Annotated in this window: 22 protein-coding genes; 11 read left to right on the plus strand and 11 right to left on the minus strand. The window is 69.3% G+C overall.

The features are described 5' to 3' along the window. Nucleotides 1–6: 6 nt before the first annotated feature. From CCL05_RS11765 to CCL05_RS11775, 3 genes are all read right to left on the minus strand, one after another. Nucleotides 7–855 (minus strand): IclR family transcriptional regulator, encoded by an 849-nt coding sequence (locus tag CCL05_RS11765; RefSeq protein WP_425275908.1) that lies wholly within the window; start codon nt 853–855, stop codon nt 7–9. A gap of 206 nt (nt 856–1,061) precedes the next feature. Beyond that, on the minus strand, nt 1,062–1,274 hold the full coding sequence (locus CCL05_RS11770; RefSeq protein ID WP_020271174.1) for a DUF5326 family protein: 213 nt from the start codon (nt 1,272–1,274) through the stop codon (nt 1,062–1,064). A gap of 166 nt (nt 1,275–1,440) precedes the next feature. After that, complete coding sequence (locus CCL05_RS11775; protein ID WP_086560453.1) at nt 1,441–1,758, minus strand: cupin domain-containing protein; 318 nt, start codon at nt 1,756–1,758, stop codon at nt 1,441–1,443. A 60-nt stretch (nt 1,759–1,818) separates the two neighbouring features. On the opposite strand from CCL05_RS11775, the gene CCL05_RS11780 reads away from it, so the two are divergent. The 5 genes from CCL05_RS11780 (at nt 1,819) to CCL05_RS11800 (ending at nt 5,633) form a co-directional block, all read left to right on the plus strand. Next, nucleotides 1,819–2,196, plus strand: coding sequence for a phage holin family protein (locus CCL05_RS11780; protein WP_086560454.1), 378 nt, complete (start codon nt 1,819–1,821; stop codon nt 2,194–2,196). A gap of 6 nt (nt 2,197–2,202) precedes the next feature. Next, complete coding sequence (locus CCL05_RS11785; protein WP_086560455.1) at nt 2,203–2,694, plus strand: low molecular weight protein-tyrosine-phosphatase; 492 nt, start codon at nt 2,203–2,205, stop codon at nt 2,692–2,694. Beyond that, entirely contained in the window at nt 2,691–3,917 is a 1,227-nt protein-coding gene (locus tag CCL05_RS11790; RefSeq protein ID WP_086560456.1) for a cystathionine gamma-lyase, read from the plus strand. Before CCL05_RS11785 ends, CCL05_RS11790 begins: the two co-directional genes overlap by 4 nt. Before the next feature lie 195 nt (nt 3,918–4,112). Beyond that, entirely contained in the window at nt 4,113–5,018 is a 906-nt protein-coding gene (locus CCL05_RS11795; RefSeq protein WP_086560457.1) for a LysR family transcriptional regulator, read from the plus strand. A 132-nt stretch (nt 5,019–5,150) separates the two neighbouring features. Further along, on the plus strand, nt 5,151–5,633 hold the full coding sequence (locus CCL05_RS11800; protein WP_086560458.1) for an NUDIX domain-containing protein: 483 nt from the start codon (nt 5,151–5,153) through the stop codon (nt 5,631–5,633). A 12-nt stretch (nt 5,634–5,645) separates the two neighbouring features. Here CCL05_RS11800 and CCL05_RS11805 read toward each other — a convergent pair whose 3' ends face one another. Further along, complete coding sequence (locus CCL05_RS11805; RefSeq protein ID WP_425275909.1) at nt 5,646–7,310, minus strand: globin domain-containing protein; 1,665 nt, start codon at nt 7,308–7,310, stop codon at nt 5,646–5,648. A gap of 536 nt (nt 7,311–7,846) precedes the next feature. On the opposite strand from CCL05_RS11805, the gene CCL05_RS11810 reads away from it, so the two are divergent. Then, nucleotides 7,847–8,713 (plus strand): GNAT family N-acetyltransferase, encoded by an 867-nt coding sequence (locus CCL05_RS11810; protein WP_086560459.1) that lies wholly within the window; start codon nt 7,847–7,849, stop codon nt 8,711–8,713. A 158-nt stretch (nt 8,714–8,871) separates the two neighbouring features. Here CCL05_RS11810 and CCL05_RS11815 read toward each other — a convergent pair whose 3' ends face one another. Further along, nucleotides 8,872–10,080 carry an MFS transporter gene (locus CCL05_RS11815; RefSeq protein WP_086560460.1) on the minus strand — a complete coding sequence of 403 codons (1,209 nt, stop codon included), beginning with the start codon at nt 10,078–10,080 and terminating at the stop codon, nt 8,872–8,874. A 143-nt stretch (nt 10,081–10,223) separates the two neighbouring features. Between CCL05_RS11815 and CCL05_RS11820 the strand changes: the two genes are divergently transcribed. Together CCL05_RS11820 and CCL05_RS11825 are read left to right on the plus strand one after the other, a co-directional pair. Then, on the plus strand, nt 10,224–10,688 hold the full coding sequence (locus tag CCL05_RS11820) for a MarR family winged helix-turn-helix transcriptional regulator (protein ID WP_086560461.1): 465 nt from the start codon (nt 10,224–10,226) through the stop codon (nt 10,686–10,688). Between the two features lie 38 nt (nt 10,689–10,726). After that, nucleotides 10,727–11,179 (plus strand): GNAT family N-acetyltransferase, encoded by a 453-nt coding sequence (locus CCL05_RS11825; RefSeq protein WP_086560462.1) that lies wholly within the window; start codon nt 10,727–10,729, stop codon nt 11,177–11,179. Between the two features lie 58 nt (nt 11,180–11,237). On the opposite strand, the gene CCL05_RS11830 is transcribed toward CCL05_RS11825, so the two are convergent. Together CCL05_RS11830 and dnaB are read right to left on the minus strand one after the other, a co-directional pair. Beyond that, nucleotides 11,238–12,623 (minus strand): serine hydrolase domain-containing protein, encoded by a 1,386-nt coding sequence (locus tag CCL05_RS11830; protein WP_086560463.1) that lies wholly within the window; start codon nt 12,621–12,623, stop codon nt 11,238–11,240. 60 nt (nt 12,624–12,683) lie between these two features. Further along, on the minus strand, nt 12,684–14,165 hold the full coding sequence (gene dnaB, locus CCL05_RS11835; protein WP_086560464.1) for a replicative DNA helicase: 1,482 nt from the start codon (nt 14,163–14,165) through the stop codon (nt 12,684–12,686). Between the two features lie 460 nt (nt 14,166–14,625). Here dnaB and CCL05_RS11840 point away from each other — a divergent pair, with 460 nt between their 5' ends. After that, complete coding sequence (locus CCL05_RS11840; protein WP_086560465.1) at nt 14,626–15,963, plus strand: MATE family efflux transporter; 1,338 nt, start codon at nt 14,626–14,628, stop codon at nt 15,961–15,963. A gap of 138 nt (nt 15,964–16,101) precedes the next feature. Here the strand turns inward: CCL05_RS11840 and rplI are convergent, their stop codons facing one another. The 4 genes from rplI to rpsF all read right to left on the minus strand — a co-directional run bounded on the left by rplI (nt 16,102) and on the right by rpsF (nt 17,800). Further along, a complete protein-coding gene (gene rplI / locus CCL05_RS11845) occupies nt 16,102–16,548 on the minus strand; it encodes a 50S ribosomal protein L9 (protein WP_086560466.1) in 447 nt (148 codons plus the stop codon). A gap of 18 nt (nt 16,549–16,566) precedes the next feature. Beyond that, nucleotides 16,567–16,803, minus strand: a complete 237-nt coding sequence (rpsR, locus tag CCL05_RS11850) for a 30S ribosomal protein S18 (RefSeq protein ID WP_003949403.1) — start codon at nt 16,801–16,803, stop codon at nt 16,567–16,569. A gap of 44 nt (nt 16,804–16,847) precedes the next feature. Further along, complete coding sequence (locus CCL05_RS11855) at nt 16,848–17,438, minus strand: single-stranded DNA-binding protein (protein ID WP_086560467.1); 591 nt, start codon at nt 17,436–17,438, stop codon at nt 16,848–16,850. Between the two features lie 71 nt (nt 17,439–17,509). Further along, nucleotides 17,510–17,800 (minus strand): 30S ribosomal protein S6, encoded by a 291-nt coding sequence (rpsF, locus tag CCL05_RS11860; RefSeq protein ID WP_003991486.1) that lies wholly within the window; start codon nt 17,798–17,800, stop codon nt 17,510–17,512. A gap of 263 nt (nt 17,801–18,063) precedes the next feature. Between rpsF and CCL05_RS11865 the strand changes: the two genes are divergently transcribed. Both CCL05_RS11865 and femX read left to right on the plus strand, forming a co-directional pair. Then, the gene (locus CCL05_RS11865; protein WP_086560468.1) at nt 18,064–18,369 is read left to right on the plus strand and encodes a hypothetical protein; all 306 of its coding nucleotides are present in this window, start codon (nt 18,064–18,066) and stop codon (nt 18,367–18,369) included. Nucleotides 18,370–18,536: 167 nt separating this feature from the next. Further along, entirely contained in the window at nt 18,537–19,658 is a 1,122-nt protein-coding gene (gene femX, locus CCL05_RS11870; protein WP_020277982.1) for a peptidoglycan bridge formation glycyltransferase FemX, read from the plus strand. Nucleotides 19,659–19,697 lie beyond the last annotated feature (39 nt).

Below are 19,697 nucleotides of genomic sequence, written 5' to 3' on the forward strand. Positions count from 1 at the left end.
GAGTTTTCACATACTGATAGAGAGCGCGAGCGACCCGAGCAGACTCCCGATCTCGCTCTGCAACTGCCGGGCCGCCGGGAGCAGCCGGTGCTCCTGGTGGGCGGGCAGGGAGATGGCCATCGTCGCGGCCGTCGTGCCGAGCGTGAGCGGGATCGCCGCGCAGACGGCGCCCAGGGCGTACTCCTGACGCTCGGTCACGGGTTCCATCCGCCGCACCCGCTCCAGACGGCGCAGCAGGCTGTGGTTGTCCCGCACGGTGTACGGCGTGAGGGCCTGCACCGGATAGCGGTCGAGGTGGTCCCGGCGGGCCTCCTCGTCCAGCTGGGACAGCAGGCACTGCCCGATGGCGTGCGCGTGCCCGGTCTCCCGGAAGTCGGCCCACTCCTCGACCGCGGGATTGCCCGGGGTGTCGGAGACGCACATGACTTCGATCTCGCCCTCGCGGTACACCGCGTAGTACACGGGGACGCCGAGCACGTCCCGCCAGCGCGCGAGCGCGTCGACGACCGTGCTGCGACGTTTCTGCCGTGCCCCGCTGCTGCTCAGCCGCTCGGCGGCCTCGCCGAGGAAGAACAGGCCCTTGTCCCGGTGCAGATAGCCCTCGTGCACGAGGGTGCGCAGCAGGTGGTAGGTCGTGGGCAGGGCAAGCCCGGTCTCCCGGGCCAGTTGCTTGGCGGGGGCGCCGTATTCGTGCGCGGCGACGGTTTCCAGCAAGCGCATCGCGCGCTGCACGGATCCGATGAGGGTCGCCGGAGGGGGTGGCGTGGCGGGAGGCCGTTGCTCCGAGGGGGGCGCCGAGCGGGGTTGCACGGGGACGGTGTGCAGGTGGACAGGTGCGGTGTCAGCCGGGGCCAAGGGTCACTCCCGAAGCGCGAGGGGGCAGACCGTGCCGATGGACACGGGTGGGGGTGTACGCCGCTCACGGGGCATGTCCCCGCGTCGAGTTCGGACTCTATTCGCCTGCCACCGCACGCAGACGGCCCGGAACGGAAACTTCCCCCGGCCGAGGGAACCGGTGAATCCGGGTGTTTCCCGCTACCCCCACCGGTTTCCCACCGGTCTCACCAGTCGCTGCGCGACGAGGAGCTCGACGTGAACTTCCGTACGACGTAGATCAGTCCGCCGACCAGCGCCACGAAGACCAGCACCTTGAAGAGCAGTCCGATGACGAACCCGACCACACTGGCGATCAGCCCGCCGAACACGACCAGGGCGATGACCGGCACCGCGATCCACTTCACCCACCACGGCAGTCCCGTGAAGATCTCTCGCATCGCCCTCGTCCTTACCTCTCCGCCCGTTCGAGTGCCGGGTCCTGTCGGCGTCTTTCGGACTCCTGATGTCCTGCACTCGATGCTAGGTCCGCGAGGGGGCCCCGCGGGGGCCTCGCATCCCTTGTCCTCCCCTGACCGAACCCCTAGGGAACCCCGAGAGGGCTCGTCAGCTCTCGGGGGGAGAGAAGACCACGAGCACCCTCAGGTCCTCGGTGATGTGGTGGAACTTGTGCGCGACACCGGCCGGTACGTAGATCACGCTGCCGCGCGCCACCTGCGTCGTCTCCAGCCCGACCGTGATCGCGGCACGGCCGCTCACAACGAAGTAGACCTCGTCCTGATTGTGCGGCTTCTGTGGATCCTGGTCGCCCGCGTCCAGGGCGTACAGGCCGACCGACATGTTCTGCTCTCGCAGAAACTGCAGGTAGGCGCCCTCGTTGGCGGCGCGCTCCGCCTCCAGTTCGTCCAGCCGGAATACCTTCATCGCTTGGTCCGCCCCTGCCTCGTGTCCCCATGTCCGATCAGGTCTGCCACGATCAGACACATGATGAATTTTGTAGTCAAGACGATCGCCAACGCGGGTGCCCTGGCGGTCGCCGTATGGCTGCTCGACAAGATCACCCTGACCGGTGACAGCACGGGCAAGAAGGTCGGCACCCTGATTATCGTCGCGCTGATCTTCGGTCTGGTGAACTTCTTGGTGAAGCCGGTCGTCAAACTCCTCAGCCTCCCGCTGCTGATATTGACGCTGGGCCTGTTCACCCTGGTCGTCAACGCGCTGATGCTGCTGCTCACCTCGTGGCTGGCCGACAAGCTCGACCTCAGCTTCCACGTCGAGGGCTTCTGGACGGCCGTCCTGGGCGGCCTGATCATCTCGGTCGTCTCCTGGGCGCTGCACGTCGTCCTGCCCGACAAGGACTGAGCGCGCATGACCTACCGCGTCTGCTTCGTCTGCACGGGCAACATCTGCCGTTCCCCGATGGCCGAGATCGTCTTCCGCGCGCGCGTGGCGGAGGCCGGTCTCGACGGCATGGTCGAGGTCGACAGCGCCGGCACGGGCGGCTGGCACGAGGGCGACGGCGCCGACCCGCGCACGGTGGCCGTCCTGGAGGAGAACGGCTACGCCACCGGCCACACGGCCCGGCAGTTCCAGCCGTCGTGGTTCTCCCGCCTCGACCTGGTCGTCGCCCTCGACTCGGGCCACCTCAGGGCGCTGCGCCGCCTCGCGCCCACGGAACAGGACGCGCAGAAGGTGCGTCTGCTGCGTTCGTACGACCCCGCGGCCGGAGACGACCTCGACGTGCCGGACCCCTACTACGGGGGCGCCGAGGGCTTCGAGGAGTGCCTTGAGATGGTGGAGGCGGCGAGCGCCGGCCTGCTCGCCGCCGTACGTGAGGACGTGGAGGGACAGGCGGCATGAGCGAATCCGCGACGGGTGACGCGCATCGAGGGACAGGCGACGACTGCGGTCGGGGGGATGCCGCGGGCCGGGTGGCGCGCGACGCCGACCCGGTGGCCGCGGGTGCCGGTGACGGCACGCGCGCGGTGCGGGCCGGGCTGCCCGAGCCGGCCAAGTACGAGCCGACCCTGCCCGGACCGGTCTTCGCCGCCCACTACCACCTGCCGGGCGAGCCCACCGGCCCCTACACCTACGGCCGCGACGAGAACCCGACGTGGACGCTGCTGGAGCGCGCCGTCGGCGAGCTGGAGGCGCCCGGCCAGGACGGCGTCGAGACCCTCGTGTTCGCCTCCGGCATGGCCGCGACCTCGGCGGTGCTCTTCTCGCAGCTGCGCGCCGGCGACGTGTGCGTCCTGCCCGACGACGGCTACCAGGCGCTCCCCCTGGTGCGCGCCCAGCTGGAGGCGTACGGCATCGAGGTGCGCACCGCGCCCACCCGTGACGACGCCCAGCTCGACGTCCTCGACGGCGCGAAGCTGCTGTGGATCGAGACCCCGTCGAACCCCGGCCTCGACGTGTGCGACATCAGGCGGCTCGCGGAGGCGGCACACGCGCGTGGCGCCCTGGTGGCCGTCGACAACACCCTGGCGACACCGCTCGGCCAGCGCCCCCTGGAGCTCGGCGCCGACTTCGCGGTGGCCAGCGGCACCAAGCAGCTCACCGGGCACGGTGACGTCCTCCTGGGCTACGTCGTCGGCCGGAACCCCGAGGCCATGACCGCCGTACGCCGCTGGCGCAAGATCGTCGGTGCGATCCCCGGGCCGATGGAGGCCTGGCTCGCGCACCGTTCGATCGCGACGCTCCAGATGCGGGTCGACCGGCAGAGCGCAACGGCCCTGGCGGTCGCCGAGGCCCTGCGCGAGCGGCCCGAGGTGACCGGGCTGCGCTACCCCGGGCTTCCCGGCGATCCCGCACACAAGATCGCCGCGCTGCAGATGCGGCGCTACGGCTGCGTGGTGTCGTTCACCCTGCCCACGCGCGCGCGTGCCGACCGTTTTCTCGACGCCCTGCGGCTCGTGGACGACGCGACGAGCTTTGGCGGAGTGCGGTCCACGGCCGAACGGCGCGGGCGCTGGGGCGGCGACGCGGTGCCTGAGGGCTTCATCCGCCTCTCGGTCGGCGCCGAGGACCCGCAGGACCTGGTGGCCGATGTGCTGCGCGCGCTGGACGCGTCGGCAGCCTGACTCCCCCCACGGACGGTCCGAGCCTCCCCCCTCGTGGCTCGGACCGTCCCCCGGTTCTGCGCGCAAGAACCGCGCGACCAAGGCTAGTTGACTCTCTGTCAGTGTCCAATCACAGTAGCGACAGGGACCTATCGACTTATTTATAGTTGAGCGCGGTCGGGGGGCCGGGAACGGGGCCGACGAGGGGAGAGCGGTGTGGATCTGGCCTTGCTGCGGACCTTCGTGACCGTGCACCGGGCCGGCTCCTTCACCCGCGCCGCCGCCCTGCTCGGCCTCTCGCAGCCGGCCGTCACCTCGCAGATCCGCACGCTGGAACGGCAGCTGGGCCGCCCCCTGTTCCTGCGGCAGGCCCGCGGCGTGACCCCGACCAGCATCGGTGACGAGCTCGCCCACAAGGCGGCCCCTCATCTCGACGCCTTGGTGGAGATAGCCGAGACCGGCCTCGACGACGACTCCTCCTTACGGACGCTGCACCTCGCCGGACCCCCGGAGTTCACCGCCGAACGAGCCCTGCCCGCCCTCACGGAGCTGACCGGAGAGGACGGCCAGGGCTTCGCTCTGCGCGCCTCCTTCGGGAACGCCGAGGAAACGCTGGAAGGGCTTTCCGCCGGGCATCATGATCTGGCCATCAGCACAGCCCGTCCGCGCGGTGCCCTGCTCACGGCGACTGCGCTCTGCGACGAGGAGCACGTCCTCGTCGCCGCCCCGCGCTGGGCCGAACAGATCGGTGCCGGGCAGCCGGACCGCAAGCCGGAGCCGGCCCTGGCGCAGGTGCCCGTGGTGGAGGTGCACGAGTCGCTGCCCTTCGTCTCCCGCTACTGGGCCTCCGTCTTCGACTCGCGCCCGGCCGCCCCGGGCACCGTCGTCGTCCCGGACCTGCGTGCGGTACTGGCGTGCGCGGTCGCGGGCGCGGGCCTGGCGGTGCTGCCCCGCTATCTGTGCGCGGCCGCGTTGGAGCGGGGTGACGTCGTCGCCCTGCACGAGCCGGCGGTGCCACCGCTGCGCACGTACTTCCTGGTCGTGCGCACCGGGACGCTCGCGATGCCCCATATCGCGCGGGCCCACGAGTGGTTGCAGCGCGCGGCGGCCGACTGGTGCTGAGGCGGCGCCCGAGGGCGGATGCCGGGTTGCGCGGCGCGTATGACGGCTGCCCGGGCAGGGCTTCACTCTGGGAGCTCGGCCGGTTACCTTTCGCGATGTTTCACGTGGAACCAGCGGGGCCACATTTCACCCATGACCGTCCGACCCGTGGTCAAGCGCACCGCCCGTGCCGTTCTGCTGGACGGGGACGACCTGATCCTGATCAAGCGCACCAAGCCGGGCATGGATCCCTACTGGCTCACTCCCGGCGGCGGGGTAGAGCCCGACGACTCGACCGTTGTCGACGCCCTGCACCGCGAGGTGTACGAGGAACTCGGCGCGAAGATCACCGACGTAGTGCCCTGCTTCGTGGACACCGTGGAGCACATCGGGGAGGACGGCGGCGCGACCGGTGTGAAGGTCCAGCACTTTTTCGTGTGCCGCCTGGAGTCCATGGATCCCTCCCTCCGCCACGGCCCCGAGGTGGACGAACCCGTCGGCGAGTACGAGATCGTGCGCGTGCCCTTCACCCGGGTCGGCATCGCCTCGGTCCATCTCGTTCCGCTGTCGCTGCGGCACTACCTGGACGGCAACATCGAGGGCGTACGTGCCATGCACGCCCCCGACCTGGGCTGACACCGGCGGCGATCAGGGCCCGGCCGCGACCAGTTCCTCTACGGAGTCGTGCCGTATGCGCTCGGACGGGATGCCGATGTCCCGCAGGGTGTCCACGCCGTTGCGGATCATCCCGGGCGGGCCCGACAGATAGGCGTCGAACTCGTTCCACGGCCCGTAGGCGCGTACCGCGTCCGGAAGCTGCTGGTGTGCCAGCTGGTCGATGATCGCGCGGACCGAGAGCCAGGGGTGGCTCTGCTGGAGGCGCAGCATGGTGTCGATGTCGTACAGGTCATGGTCGGTGCGGGCCCCGTAGAAGACCTCGACCGGCCGGCGTTCCCCGTGCTCGGCGACGTCCTCGACCAGCGCCTTGATGGGCGCTATGCCGGTGCCGCCGCCCAGGCAGAGCAGCCCGCTGTCTGTGGTGTGGTCCACGGTCATGGAACCGGCGGGCGGGCCGAGCCGGACGATGTCACCGGGGCGGGCGCGGTGCACCAGAGCGTTGGAGACCCACCCCGCCGGGACGGCCTTCACGTGGAACGACAGCAGGCCGTCGGAGCGGGGTGCCGAGGCGAACGAGTAGTGCCGCCATATCCGGGGCCACCAGGGGGTCTCCAGGCTCGTGTACTGCCCGGCGAGGAAGGGGTAGGGCTGGTCGGGGCGGACGGTGACGACCGCGACGTCGGGGGTTCTGAGGTCGTGCGTGACGATCTCGGCGTACCACCATGCCGGGGCGCGCAGTTCGTCGGCGGCCGCCGCGTCGATCATGATCTGGGAGATCGTCGTGTACGTCCGGACCCAGGCCGCCTCCATCTCCGCGTTCCAGACCCCGGCGGCGTACTTGCTCAGCGCGGCGATCAGGCATTCGCCGACGGCCGGATAGTGCTCGGGCCGCGTCCCGTACTTCCGGTGGCCCCGGCCGAGGTTCTGCAGGTAGTCGACCAGGACGTCGGTGTTGTCGATGTGCTCGGCGGCGGTGAGCAGTGCCCTGAGCAGCCGGTCCCGCTGGGTGTCCATCGCGGCCGGGAAGAGCGGGCGCAGGTCGGGGTGGCGAACGAAGAGCAGGGCGTAGAAGTACGAGGTGACCTTGTCGGCCACGGGCGTGACCTCTGCCATGGCGCGGCGAATGAGGATGGCGTCCGGGGAGGCCTGGTTGCCCGGGGCGGAGGCAGCCGGCTCCGAGGGCGACACCGGTGCGGGCCGCTGGGTGGGAACACGCTGCTCGGCGGGAGGAGCCGTGGCGGAGGCGAAGGACGCCGGAGGCGGCGTGCCCGTCGCGGGTGCGGGTCGTGGCGACGGGGCCTCGGGAGAGGGCGCGGACGGCGGTGCCGTGGGGGCGGGCCCGAGATTCGCGTCCGGGGGCCCGTGCTCCTCGTCCGGCGCACCGGTACTCGCGCTGTCTGCCGTCGACGTGGGCGGGGCCGCCGTGCCGTCTGCCGGTGTTTCCGGGTCGGCCGCCTGCCGACCCACCGGGCGTATCACCGCCGGGCGACGGCCGTGGATTGTACCCGGGTCGTGGTCCGTGGTCCCGGACTCATGGTCCGTGGTCCCGGACTCGTTGTCCGGCGTGCCGGCGTCGTTGTCCGGCGTCGTCGTCGGCTTCTTGCGGGGCGTGAACCAGCCGCCCCCGCCGCCAGAAGTGCCGTTGTCGGCCGACGTGGTGGTCGGAGCGTCCATGGTGTGCCTCGCCTCGAGCATCTTTCGGTCGGTCTGCGCACTTCCCGAGTCGGAAGGTGCCTGCTTTCCCCCGTGGACGGACGGCGTTCCCATCCGGTGTCGCGGCCAATGAGGCCACATTCAACCCGTGTCCCAGTTCTGTACGGACAAGTAAGGCAAGAGTGTGACATTGGCCGCAGTACTCCCAGCTGAGCTTCCCACTCGCCTGGGGCGGTTCAGTCGCATCACCGGAAAAGCGTGTTTTCGATCTCTCCGTCCCGTTAGGCTGCATTGCCCTGTACGCGGCCCACCCAGAACGGGTCACCCGCCCCGAACGTGAACCGGAGTCGACCCTACCGGCCACCGCTGTGCACACAAGTCCCCCCTTGCCCCGTCACGAATGAGGGCACAGCGCGAATCATCAGCGCGGTCCACCACCGGGTGACGCGCTTGTGTTTCACGTGAAACGTCCAGCGTCTGTCCGCACTCTGTGCAGTGGGCTACAACTGGCCAAAAGCTCGTATGCGTCCTGGGAAAGAGGTGGACGTCAGGGGCTCCGGTCGGACAGCCTGACCTGCGTGCCGACTCCTTCCCTTGCCTCTTTGCCCATCCGCCGTCTGACGCTCCGCGATCTCGCCGCCTGCGCCGACTTGTCCGAGGACCGGGGGTGGCCACGGGAGGAGCACAAGTGGGGCTTCCTCCTCACGGCCGGGAAGGGCTACGGCATCGACGACCCCGGCGGCGGCCTTGTCAGCGCCTGCGTCGTCACCGAGTACGGACCGCAGGAGCGCCCCGCTCTCGCGGCGATCGGCATGGTCCTCGTCGCCGCACAGCACTCCCGACAGGGCGTGGGACGCCGGCTGATGCGCCACGTCGTCTCCGAGATGGGCACCACGCCCCTCACCCTGCATGCGACGCCGTACGGCCGGCCCCTCTACGAGGAACTCGGCTTCAAGGTCACCGGGCGGGCGGAGATGGTGTGCGGGCGTTTCACTCCTGACGGGCCCCAGCCGACGGTCGCCACCCGTGCCGCGACCGCCGAGGACCTCTCCGCGATCCTCCGGCTCGACGAGCAGGCGTTCGGGACTGACCGCACTCACATCATCACCCGGCTGCCGGCCTTCGCCGACCAGTTGCGCGTGGCGGAGGAGGACGGGCGGATCATCGGATACGCGTCCGCCTGGCCGAACATGGACACTCATGTCGTCGGTCCGCTCATCGCGCGTGACACGTCGGTGGCCCAGGCCCTCATCACCTCCCTCGCCGCCCACACCGACCGCCCCCTGCGCACCGACATCGACGTACGGCACACAGAGCTGCTCGCCTGGGTCAAGGGGCGCGGTCTGGCGTCCGTTGCCTTCAACTCGGTGATGACCTACGGGATCACCGAGCTGCCCGGGGACTGGAGCCGTCGCTTCGCCCCGGTCACGGTCGCGGCGGGCTGAGCCACCCCGAAACGACAGGGCCGGCTCCCCAGGATCGGGGAACCGGCGTCGTCTCGCTGAGGGAGCCCGGTCAGGCGAGGGCCTCCGCGGCGGCCGCGGCGAAGGCGTGGTCCTGCTCCGGGTCGGGGGATGGCGGTGAGCCTGGTGGGCCCGGTGGCTCAGTGGTGGACGGCGGTCCGCTGCTCGGTCGGCGCGGATCCCGTGACGACGGTGCTGGGGGCATCCGCACGGCGTTCCAGGGCGGCCGAGAGGAGGGCCAGGACCAGGGCTCCCGCGGCCAGGGCGGCGCCGACCCAGTTGGGGGCGGTGTAACCGAAGCCCGCCGCGATCACGAGCCCGCCGAGCCAGGCGGACAGCGCGTTGCCGAGGTTGAAGGCGCCGATGTTCACGGCGGAGGCAAGCGTGGGGGCGCCGTGTGCCTGGTCGAGGACCCGCTTCTGGAGCGGCGGGACGGTGGCGAAGCCCAGGGCGCCGATCAGGGCGATCGTGACGGCCGACAGCAGCTTGTCGTGCGCGGTGAGCGTGAACAGCGCCAGGACGACGGCCAGGGCACCCAGGGACACGTACAGCATGGGCATCAGGGCGCGATCGGCGAACTTGCCGCCCACGAGGTTGCCGCCGACCATGCCGAGGCCGAAGAGGACCAGCAGCCAGGTGACGGAGCCGTCGGCGAAGCCCGCCGTGTGGGTCATCATCGGGGCGATGTAGGTGATGGCCGCGAAGACGCCGCCGAAGCCGAGGACGGTCATCGCCATCGCGAGCAGCACCTGCACGTTCTTGAACGCGGCGAGCTCGTGTCGCAGGCGCACGCCCTCCGGCTTGGGCATGTCGGGGACGAGCCGGGCGATGCCGGCCAGGCCGACGACGCCGAGAGCGGCGACGATGCCGAAGGTCACCCGCCAGCCGACGGACTGCCCGACGAGTGTGCCCAGCGGGACGCCGACGACGTTGGCGACGGTCAGGCCGGTGAACATCATCGCGATGGCTCCGGCCTTCTTGTCCGGGGCGACGAGGTCGGCCGCGACGACCGAGCCGATGCCGAAGAAGGCACCGTGGGCCAGCGAGGCGACGATCCGGCCGATCAGCATGACGGAGAAGGCGGGAGCGAGTGCCGAGAGCAGGTTGCCGACGATGAACAGGCCCATGAGCAGCATCAGCATCCGCTTGCGCGGGACCTTGGTGCCCAGCACCGTCATCAGCGGGGCGCCGAACATGACACCGAGCGCGTAGCCGGTCACCAGGTACCCGGCGGTGGGAATGGTGACCCCGTACTCGCCCGCGACCTCGGGCAGCAAGCCCATGATCACGAACTCGGTCGTTCCGATCCCGAAGGCCCCGATCGCGAGGGCCAGAAGCGCGAGAGGCATGGAGAGGTACACCTTCCCAAACGATTGCAGGAGCGCTTTGCGTGCGCCCACAATAGTTGCACACGCGGGCAATGGGCAACCGCCGTCAATTGCAGCCCTGCTCTATCCTGGTTGTCAGCCGCTCCGGGACGGAGGAAACGCCAATGACAGCGACGGACCCCGCGCTCACCGCTCTCGCCCAGAGCTGGTGCGCCCTCTCCCTGCTGCACGGGAGGATCGAGGCCCACATCGAGCGCGCCCTGCAGGCCAAGCACGACCTGAGCGCGCGTGAGTACTCCCTGCTCGATGTGCTCAGCCGGCAGCACGACGGGGACGGAGGGCATCTCCAGATGAAGCAGGTCGCCGACGCTGTCGTCCTCAGCCAGAGCGCCACCACGCGTCTGGTCACCCGGCTCGAGGACCGCGGACTCCTGGAGCGTTACCTCTGCCCCACCGACCGCCGGGGCATCTACACGAACGTCACCGAGGCGGGCCTCAAGCTGCTCGAAGAGGCCCGGCCGACCAACGACGCCGCCCTGCGTGAGGCTCTCGACGAGGCGGCGAAGAACCCCGAGCTGGCCCCGCTGGTCCACGTCGTGGAGACGCTGAAGGCTCCGGTGCCCGCCTGAGCCGGCCTCCTCCGGGCGTCTGTGCGTAGGGTGCGGTCATGGGAGATCTTGAGATACGCCCCGCGACCTCCGACGACGTTCCCACGATCGTCGCCATGCTCGCGGACGACCCCCTGGGCGCCCAGCGCGAGTCACCTGACGACCTCACCCCGTACCTGACCGCGCTGGAACGGCTCAGCGCCGACCCGAACCAGCGCCTGGTCGTGGCGGTCCGGGAAGGCCGCGTCGTCGGAACGCTCCAGCTCACGATCGTTCCCGGGTTGTCCCGACGCGGCGCGACCAGGTCGATCATCGAAGGCGTACGGGTCCATGCCGATGAGCGCGGCAGCGGCCTGGGGACACAGCTCATCGAGTGGGCGATCGACGAATCCCGTCGTCAGGGCTGCCAGTTGGTCCAGCTGACCTCCGACAAGACCCGCACTGACGCCCACCGCTTCTACGAGCGGCTCGGCTTCACGGCCTCTCACACGGGCTTCAAGCTCCCGTTGTGACCGAATGCGAGTGGGCGCCCTGTTTCACGTGAAACAGGGCGCCCACTCATGTCACCGCCTATCCGATGCCGCGCCACCCCTCGGAATCGACCCCACCCGGCACCGGAGCCGCCTCGTCGTACGGCTGCCGCGTGAACACGAACGAGCCGAGGTCCAGATGGCTCACGGACCCGTCCGGCCGCCGTACGGCCTTCAGCAGCTCACCCGCGTAGTAGCCCTCCAGCCCGGTCCAGGTACCGTCGCCGTTCGGACGGAACCGCGAGCGGCGCCCGTTTCCGGACAGCGGCTCCAGCGAGGCGAGCCCGTCGGCCGTGAGCCGCAGGGCGAAGGCGTACGTCCCCCAGTACCACTGCCCCGTCAGCTCCAGCATCGACGGGTCGACGTCACGCAGTGGCCTCCACGGAGCGGGGATGCGCGGCTCCGACTCGGCGACGATACGGACGAGATCGGCGCAGACACCGGACACCAGAGGGCCCGAGGTGCAGTTGGCCAGCACGACCGCCGCCACGTCGTCCTCCACGCTGATGCTCACACTCGCCAGGAACCCCGGCAGGGATCCGCTGTGCCCCACGAGCAGCCGGCCGTGGCGGCTCTGCACCTGCAGGCCGAGGCCGTAGGCGTCACCGGAGATCACGTCCGCGGCTTCCGCCGGCGCCGCCGGAGTCCGCATCTCCCGCAGGGTCTCGGCGCTCAGCACCCTCTCGTCCCCCTTCATCAGGAAGGCGGCGAACCGCGCCAGGTCTGCCGTGGTCGACCAGAGTTGACCGGCGGGTGCCATGCGGCCGAGGTCCTCGGCGGGCTCAGGCAACAACACATCGGCCCAGGGGTGCACGGCCCAGCCACCCGCGTGCGGGGCCTCGGGTCGCACACCGGTCCGGTTAAGACCCAGTGGTTCGAGCACTTCACGCCGTAGTGCCTCCCCCCAGGAGGTCCCCCGCAGCTCCTCCACGAGCGCGCCCAGCAGCGTGTAGCCGGGGTTCGAGTAGTGGTGCCGTCGGCCGACGGGGTGCAGAAGAGGCTGCTCGCCGAGCACGTCGGACAGTTCCGGCCGCAGGGAGCCGGACGTGCGCTCCCACCACGGCCCGGGCGACTCGGCCGCCAACCCGCCCGTGTGGGCGAGCAGATCGGCGATCGTGGCCTCCCCCGCGCCGGTTCCCGGTACGTACTTCTCCAGCGGGTCCCCGAGCCCGAGCAGCCCCTCGTCCCGCAGACGCATCACGAGAACGGCGGTGAAGGTCTTGGTGATCGAGCCGATGCGGTACTGGACGTGCTCGTCGGGCTCTTCGCCCTCCACCGACGTCCGGGCGCCGTGCCACACCGCCCGCCCGTCCCGGACGACGGCCGCGACCAGCGACGGCGCCCGCCCCTCGGCCTGTGCCACGGCGATCCGGTGCAGCAGCGCACGGCTCGTTGCGGGAAGCAGCTCTTCCTGAGGTGTCGTCATGGCCCCAGTCCATCCTGGTCCGGCCCGGCGAGTCGACCATATTTCGCCGTCAGTACCGGATCAGGTCTGCGCCATGTCCACGAACCGTGAGTAGTGCCCCTGGAAGGCGACCGTGATCGTCGCCGTCGGGCCGTTTCGGTGCTTGGCCACGATCAGGTCGGCCTCACCCGCGCGCGGCGACTCCTTCTCGTAGGCGTCCTCGCGGTGCAGCAGGATGACCATGTCGGCGTCCTGCTCGATGGAACCGGATTCACGCAGGTCGGAGACCATCGGCTTCTTGTCCGTGCGCTGCTCGGGACCACGGTTCAGCTGGGAGAGCGCGATGACCGGGATCTCCAGCTCCTTGGCCAGCAGCTTGAGGTTACGGGACATGTCCGAGACCTCCTGCTGGCGGCTCTCGGCCCGCTTGGAACCGCCGGACTGCATCAGCTGGAGGTAGTCGATGACCACCAGCCGGAGGTCGTTGCGCTGCTTGAGGCGGCGGCACTTGGCGCGGATCTCCATCATCGACAGGTTCGGGGAGTCGTCGATGTAGAGCGGGGCCGCGGAGACATCCGGCATCCGCCGGGCCAACCGCGTCCAGTCCTCGTCCGTCATCGTGCCGGACCGCATGTGGTGCAGGGCGACCCGCGCCTCGGCGGACAGCAGACGCATCGCGATCTCGTTGCGCCCCATTTCGAGCGAGAAGATCACGCTCGGCAGGTTGTTCTTGATCGAAGCGGCCCGCGCGAAGTCGAGCGCGAGCGTCGACTTACCCATGGCGGGACGCGCGGCGATGACGATCATCTGGCCCGGGTGCAGCCCGTTGGTGAGCGAGTCGAAGTCCGTGAACCCCGTGGGCACGCCGGTCATCTCACCGCTGCGCGAGCCGATCGCCTCGATCTCGTCGAGCGCGCCCTCCATGATGTCGCCGAGCGGCAGATAGTCCTCGCTGGTGCGCTGCTCGGTGACCGCGTAGACCTCCGCCTGGGCGCGGTTGACGATCTCGTCGACGTCGTCGTCGGCCGCGTATCCCATCTGCGTGATGCGCGTCCCCGCCTCGACCAGGCGGCGCAGCACGGCCCGCTCGTGGACGATCTCCGCGTAGTAGGCGGCGTTGGCGGCCGTGGGCACCATCTGGACGAGGGTGTGCAGATACGAGGCCCCGCCGACCTTGTTGATCTCGCCGCGCTTGGTGAGCTCGGCGGCGATCGTGATGGGGTCGGCCGGCTCGCCCTTGGCGTAGACGTCGAGGACGGCCTGGTAGATCGTCTCGTGGGCCGGCTTGTAGAAGTCGTGGCCCTTGAGGATCTCGACGACGTCGGCGATGGCGTCCTTGGAGAGCAGCATGCCGCCGAGGACGGACTGCTCGGCCTCGATGTCCTGCGGCGGTACCCGCTCGAACGCCGGGGCGGCGCCGCCGTCCCATGCCCCGTTGTCCCTGCCACGCTCGTGCTGCTCGTCGCGGCCCCGGGATCCCTCGCCACGTCGGCGGGAGGCGGGCAGACGATCACTGGGACCGCTGTCGGCCCACGGGTCGTCCAAGGGCTCGGAAATGCTCACCGAGCCACCTCCTCCCGTCCGCCGCAGCAGACCTCGCCGTGCCCCTCTTTTCTACGGCACGGCACTGACAAATGAGACGCCCAACTCCGGTTAGCCAACGCCGGTTTTGTGACGTTTTGAAAACCGGCAGACGGAGTGGGCGCCGGACCACGTTAGGCCTGTCGGCACCGTCAGCCAATCTGGTTATCCACAGGCCATGTGGACGACGGCCCAGATGCTGTGGAGAACTCCTCAAAACCTGTGCACGACCCGGTGGACAGGCCTGTGAACAAGCTCCGAGCCGCCGCGAAGAGACGGCTCTGACCTGCTGCTTTGCCGTCCACCGGCTGTGCAGAAGAAAAACTTCCCCAACCGGCGCAAGATCGCTTCGAACGGCGCACGGCAGTGCGCACTCCTGGACGGAAAGTAAGGGACGCAAAGCCTTTGCATCTCTTACCTGTGGACGATTAGATTGGTGCGCATGACACAGGCCCCCGCGCGCCGCAGAACCGGCCGGAGACAGCACGACCGAGAGATCGTCGCTCTGGCCGTGCCGGCCTTCGGCTCCCTCGTCGCCGAGCCCCTCTTCCTCATGGCAGACACCGCCATCGTGGGCCATCTGGGTACGGCACAACTCGCCGGACTCGGCGTCGCCTCGGCGCTGTTGATGACCGCCGTCAGTGTCTTCGTCTTCCTCGCCTACGCCACGACAGCGGCGGTCGCCCGCCGCGTCGGCGCGGGCGACCTCCAGGCAGCCATCCGCCAAGGCATGGACGGCATCTGGCTGGCACTGCTCCTCGGTGCTGCTCTCGTCGCCGTCGTCCTGCCGACGGCGTCCGGCGTCGTGGACCTCTTCGGCGCTTCGGATGCGGCGGCTCCCTACGCGACCACGTACCTGCGCATCTCCACGCTCGGCATACCGGCCATGCTCGTCGTCCTCGCCGCGACCGGCGTTCTGCGCGGCCTCCAGGACACCAAGACCCCTCTCTATGTGGCCGTCGCCGGATTCGTCGCCAACGGCGCCCTCAACGCAGCGCTCGTCTACGGCGCCGACCTGGGGATCGCCGGCTCCGCCTGGGGCACCGTGATCGCCCAGTGGGGCATGGCCGCGGTCTACCTCGCCGTGGTCCTGCGCGGGGCACGCAAGCACGGTGCCTCGCTGCGCCCGGACGCTGCCGGGATCAGGGCCTCCGCACAGGCCGGTGTGCCCCTGCTGGTGCGCACCCTCTCCCTGCGGGCGATCCTGATGATCGCCACGGCGGTCGCCGCCCGTCTCGGGGATGCCGACATCGCCGCACACCAGATCATCCTGTCCCTGTGGAGCTTGCTCGCCTTCGCTCTGGACGCCATCGCCATCGCGGGGCAGGCCATCATCGGCCGCTACCTCGGAGCCGGTGACGCACAAGGTGCCCGCGACGCATGCCGTCGCATGGTCGAGTGGGGGGTCGCCGTCGGGGTCGTCCTCGGCATCCTGGTGGTCATCACCCGGCCGGCATTCCTGCCCCTGTTCACCAGTGACGCGGCGGTCAAGGACACAGCACTGCCCGCGCTGCTCATCGTCGCCCTCTCGCAGCCGATCTCCGGCGTCGTCTTCGTCCTGGACGGAGTCCTGATGGGCGCCGGCGACGGCCCCTACCTGGCCTGGGCGATGCTGCTCACTCTGGCGGTCTTCACCCCGGTCGCCCTGCTGGTGCCGGTACTGGGCGGTGGGCTCACCGCCCTCTGGGCCACCATGACGCTGATGATGACCGTGCGGATGCTGACGCTGTGGCTTCGGACCCGCTCGGGCCGCTGGATTGTGACGGGCGCGACCCGCTGACCATCGGGCTCAGCCCTCGATGACTGTTTCACGTGAAACACCGTGTTTCACGTGAAACGACGAAGGGTCCAAAACGACGATGGGGCCGCACCCCGAAGGGTGCGACCCCATCGCTCACTGCTTCAGCGAGCGCGGCACTCAGGCCGCGACGACCTCGATGTTGACCTTGGCGGCAACCTCGGGGTGCAGACGCACGGACGTCTCGTGAGCGCCCAGCGTCTTGATCGGCGAGCCCAGCTCGATGCGGCGCTTGTCGACCTCGGGGCCACCGGAAGCCTTGATCGCGGAAGCGATGTCGGCCGGGGTGACGGAACCGAAGAGACGACCGGCGTCGCCGGAGCGGACAGCCAGGCGGACCTTGACGCCCTCGAGCTGGGCCTTCACCTGGTTGGCCTGCTCGATGGTGTGGATCTCGTGGATCTTGCGAGCACGACGGATCTGCTCGACGTCCTTCTCGCCACCCTTGGTCCAGCGGATAGCGAACTTCCGCGGGATCAGGTAGTTGCGAGCGTAACCGTCCTTGACGTCGACGACGTCGCCCGCGGCACCGAGGCCGGAGACCTCGTGGGTGAGGATGATCTTCATGAGTCGGTCACCCTTCCCTTATCGCGCGGTGGAGGTGTAGGGCAGCAGCGCCATCTCACGGCTGTTCTTCACGGCCGTGGCGACGTCACGCTGGTGCTGCGTGCAGTTGCCGGTCACGCGGCGGGCACGGATCTTGCCGCGGTCGGAAATGAACTTCCGCAGCATGTTCGTATCCTTGTAGTCCACGTACGTGACCTTGTCCTTGCAGAATGCGCAGACCTTCTTCTTCGGCTTGCGCACAGGCGGCTTCGCCATGGTGTATCTCCTGTGTGATCAAGAAGTTGGGGTGCGAACCCGCCCTAGAAGGGGGGCTCGTCCGAGTAGCCGCCGCCCTGCTGGCCGCCGCCGGAGCCACCGCCCCAGCCGCCGCCACCGCCCTGGTTGCCACCGGCGGGAGCGCCGGTCGCCCACGGGTCGTCGGCGGGAGCACCGCCGGCCGGCTGACCGCCACCGGGGCCGCCGCCCCAGCCGCCGCCACCCTGGCCGCCGCCGCCACCGCCGCCGTAGCCGCCCTGGCCACCGCGGCCGGTGGTCTTGGTGACCTTGGCCGTGGCGTTGCGCAGGCTGGCGCCGACTTCCTCGACGTCCAGCTCGTAGACCGTGCGCTTGACGCCCTCACGGTCCTCGTAGGACCGCTGCTTCAGCCGGCCCTGCACGATGACGCGCATGCCTCGCTGGAGCGACTCGGCGACGTTCTCCGCCGCCTGACGCCAGACCGAGCAGGTCAGGAACAGGCTCTCGCCGTCCTTCCACTCGTTCGTCTGGCGGTCGAAGGTGCGGGGAGTGGACGCGACACGGAACTTCGCGACGGCCGCACCGGAGGGGGTGAAGCGCAGCTCGGGGTCGTCGACAAGATTGCCGACCACCGTGATGACGGTCTCGCCTGCCATGGGGGAACCTCTCGGCGGGTTTGCTCTGGCTGCTTGCTACTCGAATCCCGGAATCAGCTGAGCGGGAGAGCTCAGTGGGTCTCGGGACGGAGGACCTTGGTCCGGAGGACCGACTCGTTCAGGTTCATCTGGCGGTCGAGCTCCTTGACGACCGCAGGCTCAGCCTGAAGGTCGATGACCGAGTAGATGCCCTCGGGCTTCTTCTTGATCTCGTACGCGAGACGACGACGGCCCCAGGTGTCGACCTTCTCGACCTTTCCGCCGCCGTCACGGACGACAGAGAGGAAGTTCTCGATCAGCGGGGAGACAGCGCGCTCCTCGACGTCGGGGTCGAGGATGACCATCACCTCGTAGTGACGCATGTGGAACCCACCTCCTTTGGACTCAGCGGCCACGGTCGTTCCGTGGCAGGAGGGTTGTGATGCGTAGCAACGGTATCGGCCACCACTGACAGTCGGGGGTTCTGTGGAGAAGCCCCTGTCGTGACATGGGCAGACACCGGTGCGGAGGGTACAGACTACCCGCACAGTGGCTTGCGGTTGAAATCCGGCCGTGAGGGCAGCCAATCTGTACACATCGGGTGTGTATGGCGCTACGATGCGCCGACTTTCGCAGGAGGTGCCCTATGGCACAGGCATTGCGACCCAACACCGCCGGCGGCCTCTTCGCCACGGACGGCAAGCCCCATCCCCTCCAGGACACTCTGCTCGCGGTGACCCTGGTGCTGGGCCTCACGGCGTTCCTCACGGCGATCATCGACGAGGACCTGCATCTGCTCAGCTCCTGGACCGGCCTCGTGGGCATCCTCACGGGCGCGTACGGCCAGTGGATCTCGGAGACGACCCGGGAGCGCTTCGGCCTGATCCTGGGCCTGGGCGCATCGGGCGTCGGGTTCTTCCTGGGCATGGCGCACGGCGGTCTGATCGGCTGACGCCAGGGCACCCCTTCTTCTGAACACCACTCGCGCCGCGGCCGACCTCGGGCCGGGGCGAAGGTCCCGCACGCCCAACCGGCGCGCTCCCAAGGCGCAGTAGGCTTCGCGCGAGAGCCGGAGCCCCTGACCCCATGGGGACACACCAGCCCGAGGAGCGCCCCGAAATGAGCCTGACCCTGAGGACCATCAGTCGAGAGCAGCATCTGGCCTACATCCAGAGCCTGCCGTCGGCGAGCCACATGCAGGTCCCGGCCTGGGCTGACGTCAAGGCGGAGTGGCGCTCCGAGAACCTCGGATGGTTCGACGACAGGACGGGCGAGCTGGTGGGTGCCGGTCTGGTCCTCTACCGGCAGCTTCCCAAGATCAAGCGCTACCTCGCCTATCTGCCCGAGGGCCCGGTCATCAACTGGTTCGCGCCGAATCTCCAGGACTGGATCGAGCCGATGCTGGCGCATCTGAAGCAGCAGGGCGCCTTCTCGGTGAAGATGGGCCCGCCGGTGGTCATCCGGCGCTGGGACGCCACCTCTATCAAGCAGGGCATCCAGAACCCCGACGTGAAGCGGCTGCGCGACATCGAGGCCGACCACATCGAGCCGCGTGCCTTCGAGGTCGCCGACAAACTCCGCCGCATGGGGTGGCAGCAGGGCGAGGACGGCGGCGCCGGCTTCGGCGACGTCCAGCCCCGCTACGTCTTCCAGGTGCCGCTGGCCAACCGCTCCCTGGAAGAGGTCCACAAGAACTTCAACCAGCTGTGGCGCCGCAATATCAAGAAGGCCGAGAAGGCCGGGGTCGAGGTCGTCCAGGGCGGCTACCAGGACCTCGAGGAATGGCAGCGGCTGTACGAGATCACGGCCGTGCGCGATCACTTCCGGCCGCGCCCGCTGTCGTACTTCCAGCGCATGTGGACGGCCCTCAACACCGAGGACCCCAACCGCATGCGGCTGTACTTCGCCCGGCACAACGGCGTGAACCTGTCGGCGGCGACGATGCTTATCGTCGGGGGGCACGTCTGGTACTCCTACGGCGCCTCCGACAACATCGGCCGTGAGGTCCGGCCCTCGAACGCGATGCAGTGGCGGATGCTGCGCGACGCCTACGCGCTCGGCGCCACCGTGTACGACCTGCGCGGTATCTCCGACTCGCTGGACGAGACCGACCACCTCTTCGGTCTGATCCAGTTCAAGGTGGGCACGGGCGGCCAGGCCGCCGAGTACCTCGGCGAATGGGACTTCCCGCTGAACAAGCTGCTGCACAAGGCGCTCGACATCTACATGTCGCGCCGCTGATGTCACGTTCAGTGCTTCTATACCTCTGATACACGGCAA

The sequence above is a fragment of the Streptomyces africanus genome (assembly GCF_002150735.1).
In the GTDB taxonomy this organism is placed as follows: Bacteria; Actinomycetota; Actinomycetes; order Streptomycetales; family Streptomycetaceae; genus Streptomyces; species Streptomyces africanus.